Source organism: Pseudoxanthomonas sp. JBR18 (assembly GCF_028198165.1).
GTDB lineage: Bacteria > Pseudomonadota > Gammaproteobacteria > Xanthomonadales > Xanthomonadaceae > Pseudoxanthomonas_A.
On record NZ_CP116339.1, the window covers coordinates 1495001 to 1512829 of the forward strand.

The following is a 17829-nucleotide window of genomic DNA, read 5'->3' on the forward strand; positions in this document are numbered from 1 at the left end:
GACTTTCTTCACAAAAATAAATGCGACTCGCCCTAGTTGAAACTGCGAGTAACGCCCCTCTTGGTGCAAGCTTGAGGACGCTTACGCGCAAACAAAGTTTGATTGCCAGTGAAACCAACTTTCGCTTTTTAGCTCGACTAACAGCACGTCGCGGCGGATTGCTTTGTACAGCGAAAATCTAGCCGCTTGATGCATCGGTTGACAGCGTTCATCGCCAGGCGCAAGGTCGAGGGACCGCACAGGTTGACTGTCCTAGCTGCGGCCCATGTCCGTGCAAATAGGGAGTTTTGCAATGAAACACTTTCTAGGAAGTTGCTGCATCGCAGCGTTGGCGAGTGTAAGTTTCGCAAGCAGTGCAACTGAGCTCACGGTAGCGAGTTTCGAGCCCGGGGTCATGCCAGTGCTTGTATCGGTTGACAAGCATGGAGATGTCACCCGTATTCAGAGCTCGCAGACTTTGAAACCGTCGCTCAACAGATTGCTGAGAAAAAATCTCAAGGAGATGATCACAGGCCCTGGTGTGAAAGATGATCACGCAATCAATACCCAGATGGTTCTGCGCATGACGCTTAAGCGCACACCGCTGGAAGATGGCCGAGTCGCGGTTAGTTTCGTCCCTGTAGACGGCAAGGTCGTCCCAAGAGGCGCTTGGGCATGGAAGCTGGATGATGGGCGTTACGCGCTGGTCGATGCTACGGATCCCAGCATTCGCAGCTTCATGAGCCCGGGCGATCCTCGTCTCGGGCCGTCGCCGTCGCAACCCGGCTTTTCTTCGCCTCCCTCGCAAGGCCCCTCCTCACCCTCTGCAAGTTCGACACCAAGCTCGCGCGGAACCTAAGCATGTAGGTGCTATCGCAAAGTGTCTCAAAGGCATGACCTTCGCACCTAACGATGGTCATGAGACGCAGGCACACTGGGGGCGCTCCGCGAGGGGCGCCTTCTTGCTTTTATGAGTGTGACTTGATGAGCCAGCACAACGACGACACGTCCAATCTTGACCGTCCTTTGGATCCACAACGCCGGCGCCTGCTCGGCGGTCTGGCGGCCGCAAGTGCGGCGCTGACGGTTGGGGCTGAAGCCAGCGCGGGTCCTGCCGCGCGAGGCACAAAGCGCAGCGCTCGCACGCCCGTCACCGATGCCCAACTGCGCGAGCACATCGACACGGTGGTGGTGCTGTTCGCGGAAAATCGCAGCTTCAACAACCTGTTCGCCGACTTTCCGGGGCTGGAGCAGCCGCTGGCGGATCTTCCGCCCGAGCGCGCCATCCAGCGCGACCGCGATGGCACGCCGCTGAAGACCCTGCCGCCGATCTGGGACGGCATGGTGCCCGAGGCGCAGGTGGTCAATCACCGCAGCTACCAGATCGGCGAGGAGGCGATCGTCGGCCTGCCCAACGCGCCGTTCGCACTGAAGACGCCCGAGGGCGCGCCGTTGCCGCACGGCCTGGTGACGCGCGACCTGGTCCATGAGTTCTATCGCAACCAGATGCAAATCAACGGCGGCAAGAACGACGGCTTCGTCGCCTGGGGTGACAGCGGCGCGCTGCTGATGGGCCACTACGCCGATTCGGCTGTGAACATGCGCCTGTGGCGCCTGGCCGAGCAGTACACGCTGTGCGACAACTTCTTCATGGGCGCCTTCGGCGGCTCGTTCCTCAACCACCAGTACCTGGTCGCCGCACAGCCGCCGTTCTATCCAGATGCGGACAAGAGCCCGGCGCGCCTGCACATCGCCAGGACGGCCGATGGCAAGCCGGATGGCAAGGCCCTGATCCCGGCCGACAACAGTCCTACCAGTGCGATGCAGGGCGTGGCCAAGTTCACCTCGCGCCCCACGCTGACCCCGGACTTCTTCACGGTCAACACGATCGGTCCGCCCTACTCGCCGGGCTTCAGCGTGGACCAGGCCAACCCGGCCCTGGCCGATGCCAGCAGCCCCAACACCTGTCCGCCGCAGACCCACGCACACATCGGCGACATGCTCAACGCGCGCGGGGTGGACTGGGCCTGGTACGGCGGCGCGTTCCAGGCCGCGCTGGACGGCGGAGGCGACAGCAATGACGGCAGCTTCCCAAGCCATCCCAACTTCCAGGCGCACCACCAGCCGTTCAACTATTTCGCCTCACTCGCACCCGGTTCCGAGGCGCGCAAGCGCCACCTGCGCGATGGCGGCACCGGAGAGACCGCAGCGACCAACAAGTTCCTGGCCGATGCCGCGGCCGGCAAGCTGCCGGCAGTGAGCTACTACAAGCCGCAGGGCAACCTGAACATGCACGCCGGCTATTCGGACGTGGAGGCCGGGGACCGCCACCTGGCGGCGGTGGTCCACGCCCTGCAGAAGAGCCCGCAGTGGAAGCGGATGCTGGTGGTGATCACCGTCGACGAGAACGGCGGCTGGTGGGACCACGTGGCCCCACCCAAGGGCGATCGCTGGGGGCCGGGCACGCGTATCCCGGCCATCGTGGTCTCGCCGTTTGCCAAGCGTGGGCACGTGGACCACACGATCTACGACACCGGCTCGATCGCACGCTTCCTGACCCGGCGTTTCGGGTTGGAAAAACTGCCTGGGCTGAAGTTGCGCGAAGACGCCATGGTCGCCGCCGGCGGCCCGCCGCCGGGCGACCTGACCGGCGCCCTGGACTTCAACCAGGGCTGATCCAAAGGACGGGCGCCAGGCCGTTCAATACAAAGGCTTGTCGAAGATGTCGTAGCCGCGTTCGCTCGCAGCGTCGTGGAGGCGCTGCGCGTCCTCGGGCAACAGCAGGCGCTGGCGGACCAGCGCCTGGGAGGCGGCATCGACGCGCCGGATCCACGCTTGGACCGTGCCATAGCGCTCCTCCAGCGAGAGGCGCGGATCGCCCGTGCGTTCGCGCTCGGCCCGGGTCCGGGCGAAGGGCAGGTAGCTGCCATCCAGGCTGGACAGCTCGCCTTCGGCAAAGCCTGGGCGGCGCGGGTTCCAGCCGGTGTGGGTGCCCAACGGCTCGGCCAGCAGCGGGTGGCGGATGCCGGCGATGTTGTTCCCGTCGGCGTCGTGGGCGGCCACCCAGACCGGATACGCCGCGCCGACCGTGCGCACGGCCGGATCGGTGTCGTCCTTCACCCGCAGGACGTTGGTGACGCCGTGATAGGCGAATCCCGGAATGGCGGAAAACGCCGCGCGCGGGTCCAGCGGTGGCACGAGCGTGCCATCGGCCACGCTGGGATAGCGGCTGTCAGGCGGCGGCACGTCGTCCACCACCCAGGCCTGCAGGTCCGACAGCAGCGCGCGGACCAGGTCACCGTTGTCCAGCGGGTTGGTCAGCTGCTGGGCCACTGGGTTGTGCGCGGGATGGTCCGAGGCCCCGTGCTGCGAGCCGCCGGTGAAATACAGGCGCACGTTCGATGGCTGCACGATGGGTTTGCCGTCGGCGGTGGTGCTGACCAGGGCCGCGCGCGCCTGGTAGATCTCGGTATCGGAGTCGATATGGAAGAGCCGGGGCTGGTCGGCCGGGGCCATGGCGGCCATGATCCCGCCGCTTCGTCCACTGACCGGATCGGTGGTGGTCGCGTAGGTGAAGGGGAACTGGTCACCGCGGGCCAGGTGGGTCTCGTGCTGGCGCGAGAAGTCGCCCGCCTTGGAGAAGGCCGCGTTGGCCATGGACTTGCGCGAGCCGGCGATGATCGCCATGACCCCGTCGAACACCCGCTGCCCGCTTTCGCCGTGGTTGAAACCCTGCGCCAGCACATCGCGCAGGAAGCGCCCGCTCTGCGACACGCCCAGGCCGATCGCATGCTGCACGCCGATCTGCCCGTGCGCGTCGAGCAGTGGGTTAGGCGTGCCGGCGTCATCGGCCGCACTGCGCCGCAGGAAATCGACCACATCGCGCGTGGCCGCCAGGCCGATGCCGGTGACCACCGGGTCGCGGGCCGGATAGATCAGCTCGTAGATGGCCCCGGCATCGAAGCCCTTGGGCCGATGGATGCGCAAGTGGGTCGCGTCGATCCATTCGAAGCCCAGGTCCTTCGGCGTCTGCTCCGCGTCGTCGACGCGCTCGCGCACAGTCAGGTGGGTGCGTGCTGGATCGAGATCGGCGGCCGGATAGGCCACCGTATAGACATCGCTGGTCGCGGTGTCGAAGACGATCTCCTCGCGCACGTCGGCAGTGACGCCCACGGCGGTGGGGAAGTGCCCGGCCAGCATGTGCGAGACGCTGCCATCGTCATGGCCGATGGCCCCGGAGGGCACGCCGTCCTGCCAGCCGCTCCATACCATCGTGTAGCCCTGGCGCATCAGATAGCCGGTGCCGATGGACGAAGCGAGCGCCGGGTCGCCCGAGCCGCGGCCATTGACCTGCCGGGTGAGCAGCAGTTGGCCGCCGCGGTTGGGCACGTCGTAGAGCAGCGTGCCGTTGCCACGCGCCAGGTCGACCGGGCGCACGAGCATGACGTCGGCGCGGTAATGGACCAGGCCCTGCGCGTCGGTGGCCACCTTGTCCAGGTTGACGATGCCGCGGTTGAGTGGCGAACGTGGGTCCAGCGCGCCTTCGACCTGCCCGGTCAGCAGCTGGTAGCGGCCCACGCCGGGGAAGTCGGTATTGCCGAAGGCCGGCTGCGGCGGCCCATCCCAGTGCAGGCCCGTCACCCGGGCCTGCGCCGGTGGCGCCAGCATCAACACGGTCAATGCGATCCACTTTCCCCACCCGTGGCGGGCCATCGCGCCGCCCGATGCCATCTCCATGCCAGCCCTCGCTTCATGCAACCGAAAAGGCGGGCCATCGCAGCCACGCCAGAGCCGCACACCTTGCCTGCCGCAGGCGCGCAGGTCGAGTGCGCGCGCTTTAGCACCAAGGTGGGCTGGACTGGGCCTAAAGCGCCGGAGCGTCGGCCGCGGAAGCGCGTAACGCCGCCAGGTCGGCATGCTGGCCAAAAATGCCCCAATTGGCTTCGGGCACCTCGTGGATCACCAGATAGACCGGGACACGCGCACCGATACGGGTATACCGACCGAAAATCTCGGTGACCCCCTGGATCATCTGGTGCTTGGCGGCGGCGTCCAGTCCCCCCTGTATGGTGTAGATCTGCGCCGAGACCACGTGAGCCGTGGCCTGCGCCTCGCCCATGAAAACCGCCGAGACAGGATAGTCATTGAAATACGTCCAGACCGTGCTTTTGACGAATGGCGAGGCAGGCAGCGCCTCGCACTGCAGACAGAAGACGGTCAATTCGGCCGCGACCTGCTGCTTGGCCTGGGCATCGAAGGTGCCCGCTGGACTATGGATGATGAGCTTGGGCATCTGCGGCCTTCTGGTCGGGGTTGACGCCGGACCCCCGCATTGAGCGGGGGATCCGGAGACGCAAAAAAGTGCCGATGGCGTCAGATGACCTGGCCGCCGGAGACCTCGATCCGCTGGCCGGTGACCCAGCGGTGTTCCGGCCCAAGCAGGCTGGCGATCATGGGGCCGATATCGTCTGGCACACCGACCCGCCCCAGCGCGGTCATGCCGGCGAACTGTGCATTGAGGTCGGGCATGTCGCGCACCGCGCCACCGAGGAAGTCGGTTTCGATCGCGCCGGGTGCCACGGTATTGACGGTGATCCCGCGCCCGCCAAGCTCCCTGGCCAGATAGAGGGTCAGGATTTCGACCGCGCCCTTGGCCGCGGCATAGGCAGAAAAGCCCGGGAAGGAGACCCGGGTCAGCCCCGAGGAGAAATTCACGATGCGTCCGCCGTCGGCCAGGACCGGCAGCAGCGCCTGGGTCAGGAAGAACACGCCCTTGACGTGGGTATCGAACAGACCGTCGAACTGCGCCTCTGTGGTCTCGGCCACACCGGCCATTTCGCCGTGGCCCGCGTTGTTGATCAGATGGTCCAGCGAGGACCGGCCCCAGTGGGTGGTGAGGGTATGGCGCACCGTGTCGGCGAACGTTGGCAGTGACCCGACCTCGGTGACATCCAGCGGCAGCGCCACGGCCTTGCGCCCCAGGCCCTGGATTTCCTGGACCACGGCCTGGGCCTGCTCGGCGCCGCTGCGGTAGGTGAGGATGATGTCGCCGCCGTGGCGGGCGATGCTCAAGGCGGTGTTGCGGCCCAGGCCGCGGCTGGCGCCGGTGACGAGCGAGATGGTGTTCATGGGCGTTTCCCGATGTGGTGGTGTTGGGACGCACACTGTCGAACCCAGGCCACGTGCCGTTTTGCAGGATTCCGGGCGATGTTTGCCTATTCGTGCAAACCTGGAACAGCCAGCGCCCGGTCCGCCACGCCTGCCGTGCTTCCGCCCGGCCCTATCGGCATCCATGCCCTGTTGCGTCCACGCACCTCTGCGTAGCCAGGATGGGAATCCACGGGCGCTGATTCCGCGCCGTCATGGTGCGGCCACGCGCCGCGAGTCGCTGCAACGCACAGATTGCTCGATGCTCCAGCCGAGCATTGCTGGACCGCCTGCCGCGCCCTAAGCTTGCCGGATGTCCCCGTCCCTGCTCGATCTGGCCCGACGCCACGCCGAGGCTTTCACCGATCCCGACGGCGTCGCGCCGACGCCAATCCCGGGACTGACGATCATCCGCCAGACCCGGCCCACCGCGTTGCAGTACGCGATCTCCAAGCCACTGGTGGCCCTGATCCTGCAGGGCGAAAAGCGGGTCAGCTTGGGATGCCAGACCCTGGAGTTCGGCGCCGGCCAGTCGCTGCTGATCGCCGCCGACGTGCCCAACGCGAGCCAGGTCACCCGCGCCGACCTGCTGCAGCCCTATGTCTCCCTGGTGATCGACCTCGACCCGGCGATCATCGAAGGGCTGGTGGTGGAGATGGACGGGCCGTCACACCCTGCACCAGGTCCGATGCGCGTGGATCCCACCGAGCAGGAGGTCGCCGGGACCGCGCTGCGCCTGCTCGGTCTGCTGGACCGTCCGGCCTCTCTGGCGCTACTGCAGGCCGCCCTGCTGCGCGAGCTGCACTACTGGCTGCTGGTGGGCCGCCACGGGCAGGCGATCCGTATGTTGGGCCTGGCCGATAGCCACGCGCGGCGTGTGGCCCGCGCGGTGAACATCATCCGCGCGGACTACGCACGCCCGCTCAGGATCGAGCACCTGGCCCAGGTCGCGGACATGAGCCCGTCGTCCTTCCATGCGCACTTCCGCGCCGTCACCACGCTCACGCCACTGCAGTTTCAGAAGCAGGTGCGCCTGATCGAGGCCCGGCGGCTGATGCTGGCCGAAGGCGCGATGATCGCCCAGGCCGCCAACGCGGTCGGCTACGAGAGCATCCAGCAGTTCACGCGCGAATACGGCCGGATGTTCGGGCTGCCGCCTGCGCGCGACATGCGCCAGGCACGCAGCCGGTTACAGCCAGCGGCCTGAGGCGCGCGAGTGCTCCAGCGCGCGCCGGCCGCCGACCGAACGGTTGCCTGATGCGGTGATGCGCCTGGCCTGCGTGACGACCGCACAGCCCAGGGAGCCTGGATCACCGACGCGACTCGGCTTGCTCATGGACCATGATCGCCCGCAGGAAGGCGACGATGCGCTCGCCCTGGCCCTGCTGCACCAGCTGCGCGGCGGTCATGCCGTCCAGCCCCTGGATCGGATCATGGTGGTACCAGTCCAGGACCATGGCCGGATCACAGCCCAGCATCCGCGCCAGCGACACAATCCGCTCGTACAGGCGCGCGTGCCGCGCTTGCGCGATCGGATGGATCACGTGACGGGCTCCGGCATGGGGATGCGCACCACGAAGCGCGCACCCGATGCGTCCGGATCCAGCGCGATGCACCAGCCGTGCGCCTCGCAGATCTCCTTGCAGATCGCCAGGCCAAGGCCCGCCCCGCCGGCATGGGCATCGGCGCCGCGCCAGAAGCGCTGGAACAAGTGCGGGCGATCCTGGGGACGCACCCCATCGCCCTGGTCCTGCACGCTGATTTCACCAGCGCCGACACTCAGCGTCACCACCGTCGCCGGGGGCGCATGGTGCAAGGCGTTTTCCAGCAGGTTCTTGAGCAGCACGAAGACCGCCCCGGCATCGGCCTGCAGCGTCGGATCCGGTCCTTGCTGGCGCAGGGCGATGTAGACCGCGCGCTGGTCCGCCAGGCGGGTCAGATACTCCGCCACGTCGGCGGCGGCGGCATGGAGCGAGAGCGGCGCCAGCGTGTAGTTGTGCCCTTCGCTGACTTCGGCCAACTGCAGCAGCTGATGCACCTGGCGCGCCATCAACCCGGTGTCGCGCAGCAGCAGTTCCGGATTGGACACACCTCCCAGCTCGATCTCGGCCTGGAGCAGGGCCAGCGGCGTCTTGAGCTCGTGCGCGGCGCAGGCCAAGAAGTCCTGCTGCACCCGGTAGCCGTTTTCCAGCCGGGCCAGCGCGGCGTTGAAGGCATCGATCAGCGGAATCAGCTCGGTGGGCAGGCCATCGGTCTGCAGTCGCGCGGACAGGTTGCGTGGGCCGATCCGCGCCGCGCTCTCCGAGGCGCGCCGCAAGGGGCGCAGCATCCGGTTGATCATCGCGAACGCCACCACCAGGAAGAGCAGCAGGGTCAGAAACGCGGTGAACACCACGGCCCGAAGGTAGCGCTTCCCGGTGTATTCCTTGAGCGTCAGCACCAGGCGGTCGCTGCGTGCCGCACGGATCACGTAGCGCCTGCCTTCCCGGACCACCTCGCGCTGGGCCACCTGCAGGTGCACCGCGCGGGTCTGACTGCGCACGGTCAGTTCCCGGGTATCGGCCGCCATGTGGCGCAGCGCCTGCAGGGCTGGGCCTTGGACACTGCGGGCCAGCTCGCGGCCGGACACGTCGGTCACCGTGTAGGCCGAGTCCACCGGCATGGCGTCGTAGAGATCGGCGTCACTCTGGGCGAGAACCAGCGCTACCCGGCCATGCGCGACACGCAGGCTCCGCTCCAAGTCATCCAGCTCACCGATCAACTCCTCACGCAGCGTCTTCTCGCGCGCATGCGGCCAGACCCGGATGGCGATCAGCGCGGCGCCAACCGCCAGCGCGGACAGGGACGCGACCAGCGCCGCCAGCATCAGCCGTTGGCGCAGGCTAGTGCGGCGCATCGACACCGCGCAGGGCGAAGCCCTGGCCGCGCAGGTTGATCAGGTCCAGGCCGGTGCCGATGGCGACCAGCTTCCTGCGCAATCGGTGCAGGGCGACATCCAGCGCATTGGGTGTGACCGCTTCGCCGAGGCCCCAGGCGGCCGCTTCCAGTGCGCCGCGCCGGACGGTCTGGCCGCCGGCGTGGACCAGGCAGATCACGATCTGGAGCTCGGCCGGGGCCAGGGTGATGGTCTGGCTGCCGCAGCTCATGCAGCCCAGCTCGGGCTTCACGCACAGATCCAGGTAGTCCAGCTGGAGATCACGCAGCACCGGCGGGCGCCGCATCAGCGCGCGCACCCGCGCCACCAGTTCCTCCAGGGCGAAGGGCTTGGGCAGGTAGTCGTCGGCGCCGGCCTCCAGCCCATCCACGCGATCGCGCAGGGCATCGCGCGCGGTCAACATCAGGCACGGGACGCGGTTGCCTGCCGCACGCAGGCGACGCACCAGCGCCAGTCCATCGCCGTCGGGCAGGCCGCGATCCACGACCGCCGCGGCATAGGCCCGCTCGACCAGCGGGTGCCAGGCCGATTCCATGCTCGGAAAGGTATCCACCGCGATCCCGGCCGCCCCCAGCCCACGCTCGACCAGGCCGGCCAGGCGCGGATGGTCTTCCAGCAGGGCGATGCGGTTCATCGGGTCGGGACCGTGTGGCTCGGGATGGAAGTCAGGGTAGGACGCGGACGTGGGCTAAACAGCGCCGCGAGGCTCAAAAGGTTCGGCTGATGCCGATCATCAGGCCGGCCGAGCCATCGGTGTCCGGTTCGATCAACGGGCTGTCGGTGATCTCGCTGGGCAGGAACTTGTAATCGATCCTGCCGAACAGCTTCCACTTCGGGCTCAGCGGCCGGGCCATGCCCACGCTGACCTCGGGCACCACCGCCGAGCCGGGTTGATAACGCGGTGCGCCGCGGGCGATCTCCTGGTCCAGGGTGCCGTAGTAGTAGTCCACCAGGTCGCCGGACATCCAGCGCACCCCGACCCCCGGGACCACCGTGGTGCGGCCCCATCGCCAGGCATAGCCGTAGTCGACCGCCAACTCGTAGCCGCCGCTGGTATCGGTGACATCGGCCAGCGCGCGCAATTTGAACTCGCCGGCCGGGCCGCGCCATGTCGCGGCCAGTCCGGCGTCCAGCCCGTTGTCGCGATCGTCCAGCACGCGGGCGTCCACGCCGTTGGCGGCCAGTTCGCTGCGGCCCAGGTCGCTGATATCGAACCCATCGAAGCGGCCGGCCACGATCGCATCCAGGTCGAAGCCCTCGCGGCGCAGCAGGTGCACGCCTCCGTAAAGGCCGCTCCAGAACAGGCGCTCGCCGCTGTAGCTCACCACGGGAAAGGGCTGGGTGCGGTTGCCTTCGCCCGCGTAGGGGCTGTCGCTGATCGACACCCCCAGGCCCAGGGTCCAATGCGTGTCGGACGACTTGGAAACCAGTTCCGCGCTGTTGGAGGCGATCTGGGCCAGGGCGGTACAGGGCAGCAGCAACGGAAGCAGGACGGCATAGCGTCTGGACATGGCGGAGGTCGGTTTGGTGGAGGGCCCGCAGTCTTGTCGCCCCCCTCTTACCGGCGCCTTACGGCGTCCGTGCCGTTTGCCCCTGAGCCAGGGCGAGCAGGTGCTGCAGCGCGGGCGAGGCCTGCGCCTGCCCGGGCATGGACGCCAGCGCCAGACGCGCCATCGGGACCTGGCCTTCGATCTCCAGATAGCGCACGCCCGGCAGCTGCACCTGAGCGGTGGACTCGGGCACCACCGACACGCCCAGTTCGGCCGAGACCAGGTTGACGATGGAGGACATCTGCGGCGCTTCCTGGGTGATGGCCAGGCTGAAGCCGGCCTGGCGACAGGCGCTGAGGATTTCGTCGTACAGGCTGTTGCCAAAGCTGCGCGGAAACAGGATGAAGGGTTCGCCGACCAGCGCCGACAGCGGCGCACGGGTCCGGGTCGCCAGCGGATGCGCGGCCGGCACGGCGATCTTCATCGGCTCGTCCGGGAACTTCACCAGCTCCAGCTCGGACGGGGTGGAGACGCTGTAGCGGATGAAGGCCGCTTCCAGGCGGCCGCTGGCAAGGGCCTCGAGCAGGCCGGCGGTATTGGTTTCCTCCAGGGCCAGCTCGACCGCCGGGCGGGCGCGGCGGTAGTCACGGATCAGCGCCGGCACGATCGGATTGAACGCCGCCGAGGCGGTGAACCCAAGGCGCAGGCGGCCACTTTCGCCACGGGCGGCGCGACGTGCCGATTCGGCCGCGCGGTCCACGTCGACCAGCACCCGGCGCACCTCGACCAGGAAGGCCTGGCCGGCGTCGGTCAGGCGCGCGCCCTGCGGGGTGCGCACGAACAGGGCCGTGCCCAGCTCCTTCTCCAGCGCCTGGATCTGCTGGCTCAGCGGCGGTTGGCCAATGCCCACGCGGGCGGCGGCGCGGGTGAAGTTGGCTTCCTCGGCCACGGCCAGGAAGTAGCGCAGGTGTCGCAGTTCCAATGTGGGGGTTCCGGTTGTGCGGCGCGGGCCCTAGGCCTGCCCGGGCAATGGCGCAATAGCCCGAAGTCGCTAAAGGCGTCCACGGCCGGCATGCGTACCTTACGAGGCTGCCATTGGTGACCTGGGAGGGACGCATGATGCAGCAAGACCTTGGAATCGAACCGCGCGGCCGTGGCCGCATCCGTGCCGGCAAGCTGGCCCTGGCCCTGTGCGGCGCATTGGCCGGCTTGACCGCGAACGCTGCCACCACCAAGCCGGGCGACGCGCCCGGGCTGGTGGATGTCTCCGGCGAAGCCGCGCCCAAGCCGGCGCCCTGCCCGTCCGACCTGCCCGACACGGTGACCTGCCTGTCCGGCCAGGACAGCGCCGGGGCGTACTACATGATCGCCAAGCCCCGCGACTGGAACGGCGTGCTGGTCATGCATGCCCATGGTGGCCCGACCCTGGGCGATCCCAAACTGGCACGCGCGCAGGCCGACCTGAAGCGCTGGGCGGTGTGGCCGCGCAACGGCTATGCGGTGGCGATGTCCAGCTATCACCAGGGGGGCGTGGAAGTGCACGCCGCCGCGCAGGACACCGAGCGACTGCGCAGGATCTTCCTGCGCGATGTCGGCAAACCGCGTCTGACCATCCTGCACGGCCAGTCCTGGGGCGGGAACGTGGGCGCGATCGCCGCAGAGCTGTACGGCACCGAACGCGACGGGGGCAAGCCTGCCTACGACGGCGTATTGCTGACCAGTGGCGTGTTGGCTGGCGGCACGCGCGCCTACGACTTCCGCATCGACCTGCGCGTGGTCTACCAGGCGCTGTGCCACAACCATCCACTGCCCAGCGAGCCGCAGTATCCGCTGTGGATGGGCCTGCCGCCGGACTCGACCCTGACCAAGGAGGAGTTGGCCAAGCGCGTGGACCAGTGCCTGGGCGTGGACCATCCGCGCGCCGAGCGCACCGCCGCCCAGCAGCAGCGCCTGGACACGCTGACCCGGGTCATCGGCATCCAGGAGGACAAGGTGGTCTCGCATCTCAACTGGGCGACCTGGCATTTCCAGGACATCGTCCAGCACCGCACCGATGGCAAGAACCCGTTCGGCAACATCGGCGTGCGCTACACCGGCTCGCCCGACGACGCCAAGCTCAATGCCGAGGTGGCCCGCTACCGGCCCGATCCGCAGGCCGTGGCCAAACTGCGCGCCGATACCGACCCCACCGGCAAGATCACCCTGCCCGAGCTGACCATGCACGCAGCCAACGACCCGACGGCCTTCGTGGAGATGGAGCACACCTACCACGACATCGTCGCCAAGGCCGGGCGCAGCGAGCACCTGGTGCAGGTGTTCACCAGCGACCACGAGCACAGCTACCTCACCGACGCCGATTACCTGGCGGCGATGGGCGCATTGCTGGACTGGGTGGAGCACGGGCACAAGCCCAACCCGCAGTCGGTGGCCCAGCGCTGCCAGGCCGGCGCGCCCTACGATCCGCCCTCCGAGTGCACCTTCCTGCCGGACTACCACCCGGCGGCCCTGGAGACCCGTTCGCCCGCGCGCGGCGGGTGAGCGTCGGCGGACGCCATATTTTTTGAGTATGGCGTCCGCCTGATCCATCTATTGGACCGGGGGTCTGGCCGGGGCAGATACTGCCCGCCCCTCCGTGGAAGCCCCACGTCATGCCCGGCCCTTCGGCTCCCACTTCCTCTCCCGCTCCCGCCTCGGTGGCGCCCGACGACACCGCCGCCCTGCCGATGGGCCGCATCCGCCTGGCGCTGTTCCTGGCCGGGTTTGCGACGTTCTCGCTGCTGTACTGCGTGCAGCCGCTGTTGCCCGAGTTCGCCCGCGACTTCCACGTCAGCGCCGCGGCCAGTTCGCTGCCGCTGTCGCTGGCCACCGGGGGGCTGGCCATCGCGATCTTCTGCGCGGGGGCGGTGTCGGAAAACCTGGGCCGGCGCGGCCTGATGTTCGCCTCCATCGCGCTGGCCGCCGTGCTCAACGCGGTGGCGGCCTTCATCCCGCACTGGGGGTCGCTGGTGCTGGTGCGCGCGCTGTCCGGCGTGGCCCTGGGCGGGGTGCCGGCCGTGGCGATGGTCTACCTGGCCGAGGAACTGCCCGCGCACAAGCTGGGCGCGGCCACCGGGCTGTACGTGGGCGGCAACGCCTTCGGCGGGATGATGGGCCGGATCGGGATGAGTTTTTTGACCGATCACTTCGACTGGCGCACCGCGCTGGCGGTGATCAGCGGCCTGGACCTGCTGTGCGCGATCGGCTTCGTCCTGCTGCTGCCGCCGTCGCGGCACTTCGTGCGCAAGGCCGGGGTCAACCTGCGCTACCACCTGCAGGCCTGGGCCGGGCACCTGCGCCATCCCCACCTGCCGTGGCTGTTCGCCATCCCGTTCCTGCTGATGGGCACCTTCGTCAGCGTCTACAACTACGCCGGCTTTCGCCTGGGGGGCCCGGAATTCGGCCTGAGCCAGAGCCAGATCGGCCTGATCTTCTCGGCCTATGTGTTCGGCATCGTGTCCTCCTCGATCGCCGGGGCGGCCTCGGACCGCTTCGGGCGCGGGCCGGTGGTGCTGGCCGGGACGGTCTCGGCCATCGGCGGGGTGCTGCTGACGCTCTCGCACACCTTGCCGGTGGTCATCGTCGGCGTGGTGCTGCTGACCATCGGCTTCTTCATCGCCCACTCGGCCGCCAGTGCCTGGGTCGGCCGGCTGGGCCAGGCCAGCAAGAGCCACGCCGCATCGCTGTACCTGCTGGCCTACTACGTAGGGTCCAGCGTGGTCGGCTCGGTCAGCGGCTGGTTCTGGGAACACGGCGGCTGGGGCGCGCTGGTGGCCTTCTGCCTGGTGCTGCAGGCGCTGGCGCTGGTCGCCGCGCAGGTGCTGCGCCGGGGCGCGGACGATTCCAGGCCCTACGGTCGCTTCGCCCCGCATCCTCCGCGCGGGGAGTGAGGGCCTGCCGGCCGCACGCGGCGGCCGGCAGGCGCGTGGCGCAGTTCAACGCGCCGCGTTGGCATCCATGACCGCATTGCGGCTGGCATCGAGGTACTGCGCCGGATCGCGCATCCCGCTGGTGTGGCACTGCCCGGTGGTATGCCCGCGGTTGATCGCACCGGGCAGCTGGCCGTAGGCCTTTTCGGTGGTGCCGTCCTCCGGATCGCTGAGCACCAGGTCCGAGGCGATGTTGCAGTAGTCGTTGACCCACCAGTGCGTGGTCTTGAACGAGGTCGTGTAGTAGTTGACCTTGGCCCGCGCCCAGTCCGGGATGGCCGCCAGCCAGTTGGCCGCCCCGTCGTAGGTCATGTCGCTGTTGGCCCCGCAGGCGATGCCGAACCACGAGCCCACCGTGGCCAGGATCCCCGACAGGTTGGTGCCCTGGTAGGGCGTGCCCACCGACTGCATCAGCCGCGCGCCGCTGGCCTGGTCCAGGCCGCTCCAGTAGTAGGTGTACAGGTGCAGCGCCGCCGCGCCGCCCTGGCTGTGGGCCACGGTGCCGAACGAAGTCCACTGGCTGCCAAACTGCCCCAGCAGCTGGGCGAACTGGTCATGGCTGCGGTTCTGGTTGGCATCCAGGAAGGTCGAGGCGTTGCTGAACTGGCTCTGCGGCCACACGCCCTCCGAGCAGTAGCCGTGCACCAGCAGCAGGCGGCCACCACTGGCCGCCTGGGCCTGCAGCCGGCTGGCCTGCGGTCGCGGGCCCATGCGCATGGCCTCGTCGATGGTCACCGCCGTGGCCGGCGTGCGCAGGGCCGTGGCCAGGGCGCGGCTGGCCGGCAGGGTGACCGGCAGATCAGCGGCCTGGTCCAGGACCACGAACTGGTCCGGGTCCTCGATCCGCACCTGGCGCAGGGTGAACGGCGCCCGCGCCCCGGCCCGCGCCGCCCAGCGCGGATCGAAGCCCACCGGCAGCCGCCCGTCGCGCGGCGCCACCATGCCGCCGACCCAGGCCACCGGCACCTGAGCGCCATCCCGCGCCGTGCCCCAGACCTGGGCATAGACGCGGTAGTGGTCTGTGGCGGCGGCCGTGGTCGCCACCGGCAGGTCCAGCAACAGGCGGCCACCGGCCGCATCGGCCGCCAGTGCGGTGTCGCCGGCCAGGCGCAACGAACGGGCAACCACCGGCACCACGTGCTCGGCGGTGCGCACGAAAGCTTGGCCATCGGCGCTGGTGCCGCGCACGACCACCTGGGCCACGTAGGTGCCGGGCGCCATCGCCGGGAAATCCCCGCCATAGCGCCCGTCCCCGGCCGCGCCGTCGGCATGGCGTCCATCGTCGAACATCGGCCAGGCGGTGATGGCGCCATCGGGCGCGATCACCCGCAACTGCGCGCTGCCGATCCTCCCGGCCTGCAGGGCCATGCGGGTACGGCCAGCCGCATCGCTGCCGGTCAGCACCGCGTCCAGGCCAATGCGCTGGCCGGCCCACTGCCCGCCGGCCTGGCGGTAGGAGGCCAGCTGGGTGCCGGCATCGCCTTCGGCCAGCACGTAGCCGTGGCCTGGCGCGGCGCCGCGCAGCTGCAGCGACCAGGTGCCGGGCGCGGCCTGGTCGAGGCGGAATTCGGTGCCGCGCTGGGCCTGCGGCCCCTGCCCCAGCACGGTGGAGGTGGCCGACAGCGCGCCAGCGCTCGCCGCAGCCCCGGCACGCGGTGTCATGACCTGGCCATCGGGTCCGCGCAGCGTGGACTGCCACGACGCATCGCCGGTGAACATCACCCATCGCAAGCGGCCGCCTTCGGCCGGCAAGTCGACTTGCGCCCGCGCCGGGGCGCTCGCATCAGACGGATCTGCGGTCAGTTCGACCGGCAACAGCGCGCTGCGCGAGAGGATCGGCGAGGCGGCCGGATCCGGGCGCCGCATCGCGGCGAAATCCTCCGGCGGGCCGGACAGCTGCTTGGGCACCAGGGGTGCCTGCTGGGCCAGCGTCGGGGTGGACAGGCATGCCAGCAGGCATGCGGCGGACAGGTTCCAGGTCCTGGACATCGGGCTCTCTCCTTTTGCGGATGTCCGGTGCGCAGGCGGGCACGGCGGCAGCCGGCCGGTGCGTCATCCGGGCAGCGCCCCCTCGCCACGCCCGGTGTGATACGCAGGTGCGCCCCCTTTTGCACGGCGCGGCGCAACACGCCGCGCCAGCGCGGCTGTGCTTGCGTTGCCATCGGCCGCGCCCAACATGCAAATGATCTTCCCGCGCCAAACCCCACCCGCGCGTGCGCTTTTTAACGCCTCGCGGGCGCGCGAGCCGCCGCTCCAGTCTCGAAGGCCAGGGATCGCGCCTTGCCCGGATCAACCTATTCGACGATGAAGCGCACTTCGACCCGGCGATTGGGCAGCAGGCATTCCAGCAGCGCCGCACGCGGCTTCACCCCGGTGCATTGCTGTACCTGCTGGGTGTCCCCGCGGTATTGGTCGTGGATGCGCTCGGCGGGGATGCCGCGGCCGATCAGCAGCGCGCGCACGGTGCGCGCGCGGCGCTCCGACAAGCGCTGGTTGTCGTCGTGGCCGCGGCCGTCCATCCGGTCAGCATGACCGACCAGTTCCACCCGCTGCAGGGTCAGCTTCTCCTCGGCGATACGCGCAAGCGCGCGGTCCAGGCTGTCCAGCGAATGGGTCCGGATGTCCCGGTATCCATCGCGGTCGAACTCGAACAGCACGTTGGCCACCAGCGGGATCGGCGCGGCGCCCGGTGCATCCGGCCGTTCGGGCCCGTCGCACTGCCGCGCCAGCGCCTCGGCGTCGTTGACCAGGTCCTCGGCGATCTGGATGTAAGGCTTGGCGTGGCGCCATTGCTGCTGGTTGAACTCGTTGCCGGCATGCACCAGTTCCACCTCGCCGCAGGCGGCCACCTGCTGCGCGCAGCTGAAGCCGGCGTTGCCATGCAGCGCGCGCAGGCGCTGCCACAGGTCGTCGCGCAGGTACTTGGCGTCGTTGACCAGCGGCGTCTCGGTCGGGATCGTCGCGGCGTCGTGCTCCATCAGTTGCACCAGCTTCTCCGATTCGCTCAGCGCACCTTGCGGAAACGCACTGCGGTCGTTACGCGTGTACTCGTGGAAGGACACATCGAGCCAGCACTGCGCCTTGGCCATGCCGTAGTCCCGGATCGGGCGCCCTCTGTCGTTGAGTCCCTGGATCCGGTCCTGCATCGCCTGATAGGCCTGCAGGTCGGCATCGATGGCCTGGTCGGTGATGCGCGCCTGCTGCGGCGACAGCCGGGTCTGCTGCGCGCTCGTCCCGGCGCACACGCCCAGCAGCAGGATCGTAGCCACGGTCCGCGACAGGGGAAGCGATTTGCGAGTGGTCGTCATGTCAT

At 68.8% G+C, this 17829-nt stretch carries 15 protein-coding genes; 5 read left to right on the forward strand and 10 right to left on the reverse strand.

Going from position 1 to position 17829, the window contains the following annotated elements; translation table 11 throughout:
• Nucleotides 1-292 precede the first annotated feature (292 nt).
• Together PJ250_RS06800 and acpA are read left to right on the forward strand one after the other, a co-directional pair.
• Nucleotides 293-838, forward strand: coding sequence for a hypothetical protein (locus PJ250_RS06800; protein ID WP_271647827.1), 546 nt, complete (start codon nt 293-295; stop codon nt 836-838).
• 125 nt (nt 839-963) lie between these two features.
• Nucleotides 964-2655 carry an acid phosphatase gene (acpA, locus tag PJ250_RS06805; protein ID WP_271647828.1) on the forward strand — a complete coding sequence of 564 codons (1692 nt, stop codon included), beginning with the start codon at nt 964-966 and terminating at the stop codon, nt 2653-2655.
• A gap of 24 nt (nt 2656-2679) precedes the next feature.
• Here acpA and PJ250_RS06810 read toward each other — a convergent pair whose 3' ends face one another.
• The 3 genes from PJ250_RS06810 to PJ250_RS06820 all read right to left on the reverse strand — a co-directional run bounded on the left by PJ250_RS06810 (nt 2680) and on the right by PJ250_RS06820 (nt 6108).
• The gene (locus PJ250_RS06810; RefSeq protein WP_271647829.1) at nt 2680-4716 is read right to left on the reverse strand and encodes an alpha/beta hydrolase domain-containing protein; all 2037 of its coding nucleotides are present in this window, start codon (nt 4714-4716) and stop codon (nt 2680-2682) included.
• A 127-nt stretch (nt 4717-4843) separates the two neighbouring features.
• Nucleotides 4844-5272 (reverse strand): tautomerase family protein, encoded by a 429-nt coding sequence (locus PJ250_RS06815; protein WP_271647830.1) that lies wholly within the window; start codon nt 5270-5272, stop codon nt 4844-4846.
• An 80-nt stretch (nt 5273-5352) separates the two neighbouring features.
• Complete coding sequence (locus tag PJ250_RS06820) at nt 5353-6108, reverse strand: SDR family NAD(P)-dependent oxidoreductase (protein ID WP_271647831.1); 756 nt, start codon at nt 6106-6108, stop codon at nt 5353-5355.
• 331 nt (nt 6109-6439) lie between these two features.
• On the opposite strand from PJ250_RS06820, the gene PJ250_RS06825 reads away from it, so the two are divergent.
• Complete coding sequence (locus tag PJ250_RS06825; RefSeq protein ID WP_271647832.1) at nt 6440-7333, forward strand: AraC family transcriptional regulator; 894 nt, start codon at nt 6440-6442, stop codon at nt 7331-7333.
• Between the two features lie 103 nt (nt 7334-7436).
• Here PJ250_RS06825 and PJ250_RS06830 read toward each other — a convergent pair whose 3' ends face one another.
• The 5 genes from PJ250_RS06830 to PJ250_RS06850 form a co-directional block, all read right to left on the reverse strand.
• Nucleotides 7437-7670: a hypothetical protein gene (locus PJ250_RS06830; protein WP_271647833.1), complete on the reverse strand. Its 234-nt coding sequence runs from the start codon at nt 7668-7670 to the stop codon at nt 7437-7439.
• Nucleotides 7667-9022, reverse strand: a complete 1356-nt coding sequence (locus PJ250_RS06835) for an ATP-binding protein (protein WP_271647834.1) — start codon at nt 9020-9022, stop codon at nt 7667-7669. Before PJ250_RS06835 ends, PJ250_RS06830 begins: the two co-directional genes overlap by 4 nt.
• Entirely contained in the window at nt 9009-9695 is a 687-nt protein-coding gene (locus PJ250_RS06840; RefSeq protein ID WP_271647835.1) for a response regulator transcription factor, read from the reverse strand. Before PJ250_RS06840 ends, PJ250_RS06835 begins: the two co-directional genes overlap by 14 nt.
• 73 nt (nt 9696-9768) lie before the next feature.
• Nucleotides 9769-10572, reverse strand: coding sequence for a MipA/OmpV family protein (locus PJ250_RS06845; protein WP_271647836.1), 804 nt, complete (start codon nt 10570-10572; stop codon nt 9769-9771).
• Between the two features lie 58 nt (nt 10573-10630).
• Nucleotides 10631-11533 (reverse strand): LysR family transcriptional regulator, encoded by a 903-nt coding sequence (locus tag PJ250_RS06850; protein WP_271647837.1) that lies wholly within the window; start codon nt 11531-11533, stop codon nt 10631-10633.
• 134 nt (nt 11534-11667) lie between these two features.
• Between PJ250_RS06850 and PJ250_RS06855 the strand changes: the two genes are divergently transcribed.
• Nucleotides 11668-13089 (forward strand): hypothetical protein, encoded by a 1422-nt coding sequence (locus PJ250_RS06855; RefSeq protein ID WP_271647839.1) that lies wholly within the window; start codon nt 11668-11670, stop codon nt 13087-13089.
• Between the two features lie 185 nt (nt 13090-13274).
• Nucleotides 13275-14477 carry an MFS transporter gene (locus PJ250_RS06860; RefSeq protein WP_271648561.1) on the forward strand — a complete coding sequence of 401 codons (1203 nt, stop codon included), beginning with the start codon at nt 13275-13277 and terminating at the stop codon, nt 14475-14477.
• A gap of 45 nt (nt 14478-14522) precedes the next feature.
• On the opposite strand, the gene PJ250_RS06865 is transcribed toward PJ250_RS06860, so the two are convergent.
• Together PJ250_RS06865 and PJ250_RS06870 are read right to left on the reverse strand one after the other, a co-directional pair.
• Nucleotides 14523-16505, reverse strand: coding sequence for a choice-of-anchor X domain-containing protein (locus PJ250_RS06865; RefSeq protein ID WP_271647840.1), 1983 nt, complete (start codon nt 16503-16505; stop codon nt 14523-14525).
• A gap of 305 nt (nt 16506-16810) precedes the next feature.
• Entirely contained in the window at nt 16811-17824 is a 1014-nt protein-coding gene (locus tag PJ250_RS06870) for an OmpA family protein (protein WP_271647841.1), read from the reverse strand.
• Nucleotides 17825-17829: the final 5 nt, after the last annotated feature.

Bases quoted from the DNA above. Each gene is read 5' to 3' on its own strand.
- PJ250_RS06845 (WP_271647836.1), bottom strand. From the start codon at position 10,572: ATGTCCAGACGCTATGCCGTCCTGCTTCCGTTGCTGCTGCCCTGTACC.
- PJ250_RS06840 (WP_271647835.1), bottom strand. From the start codon at position 9,695: ATGAACCGCATCGCCCTGCTGGAAGACCATCCGCGCCTGGCCGGCCTG.
- PJ250_RS06870 (WP_271647841.1), bottom strand. From the start codon at position 17,824: ATGACGACCACTCGCAAATCGCTTCCCCTGTCGCGGACCGTGGCTACG.
- PJ250_RS06815 (WP_271647830.1), bottom strand. From the start codon at position 5,272: ATGCCCAAGCTCATCATCCATAGTCCAGCGGGCACCTTCGATGCCCAG.
- PJ250_RS06820 (WP_271647831.1), bottom strand. From the start codon at position 6,108: ATGAACACCATCTCGCTCGTCACCGGCGCCAGCCGCGGCCTGGGCCGC.
- PJ250_RS06835 (WP_271647834.1), bottom strand. From the start codon at position 9,022: ATGCGCCGCACTAGCCTGCGCCAACGGCTGATGCTGGCGGCGCTGGTC.
- PJ250_RS06855 (WP_271647839.1), top strand. From the start codon at position 11,668: ATGATGCAGCAAGACCTTGGAATCGAACCGCGCGGCCGTGGCCGCATC.
- PJ250_RS06865 (WP_271647840.1), bottom strand. From the start codon at position 16,505: ATGTCCAGGACCTGGAACCTGTCCGCCGCATGCCTGCTGGCATGCCTG.
- PJ250_RS06810 (WP_271647829.1), bottom strand. From the start codon at position 4,716: ATGGAGATGGCATCGGGCGGCGCGATGGCCCGCCACGGGTGGGGAAAG.
- PJ250_RS06825 (WP_271647832.1), top strand. From the start codon at position 6,440: ATGTCCCCGTCCCTGCTCGATCTGGCCCGACGCCACGCCGAGGCTTTC.
- PJ250_RS06860 (WP_271648561.1), top strand. From the start codon at position 13,275: ATGGGCCGCATCCGCCTGGCGCTGTTCCTGGCCGGGTTTGCGACGTTC.
- acpA (WP_271647828.1), top strand. From the start codon at position 964: ATGAGCCAGCACAACGACGACACGTCCAATCTTGACCGTCCTTTGGAT.
- PJ250_RS06800 (WP_271647827.1), top strand. From the start codon at position 293: ATGAAACACTTTCTAGGAAGTTGCTGCATCGCAGCGTTGGCGAGTGTA.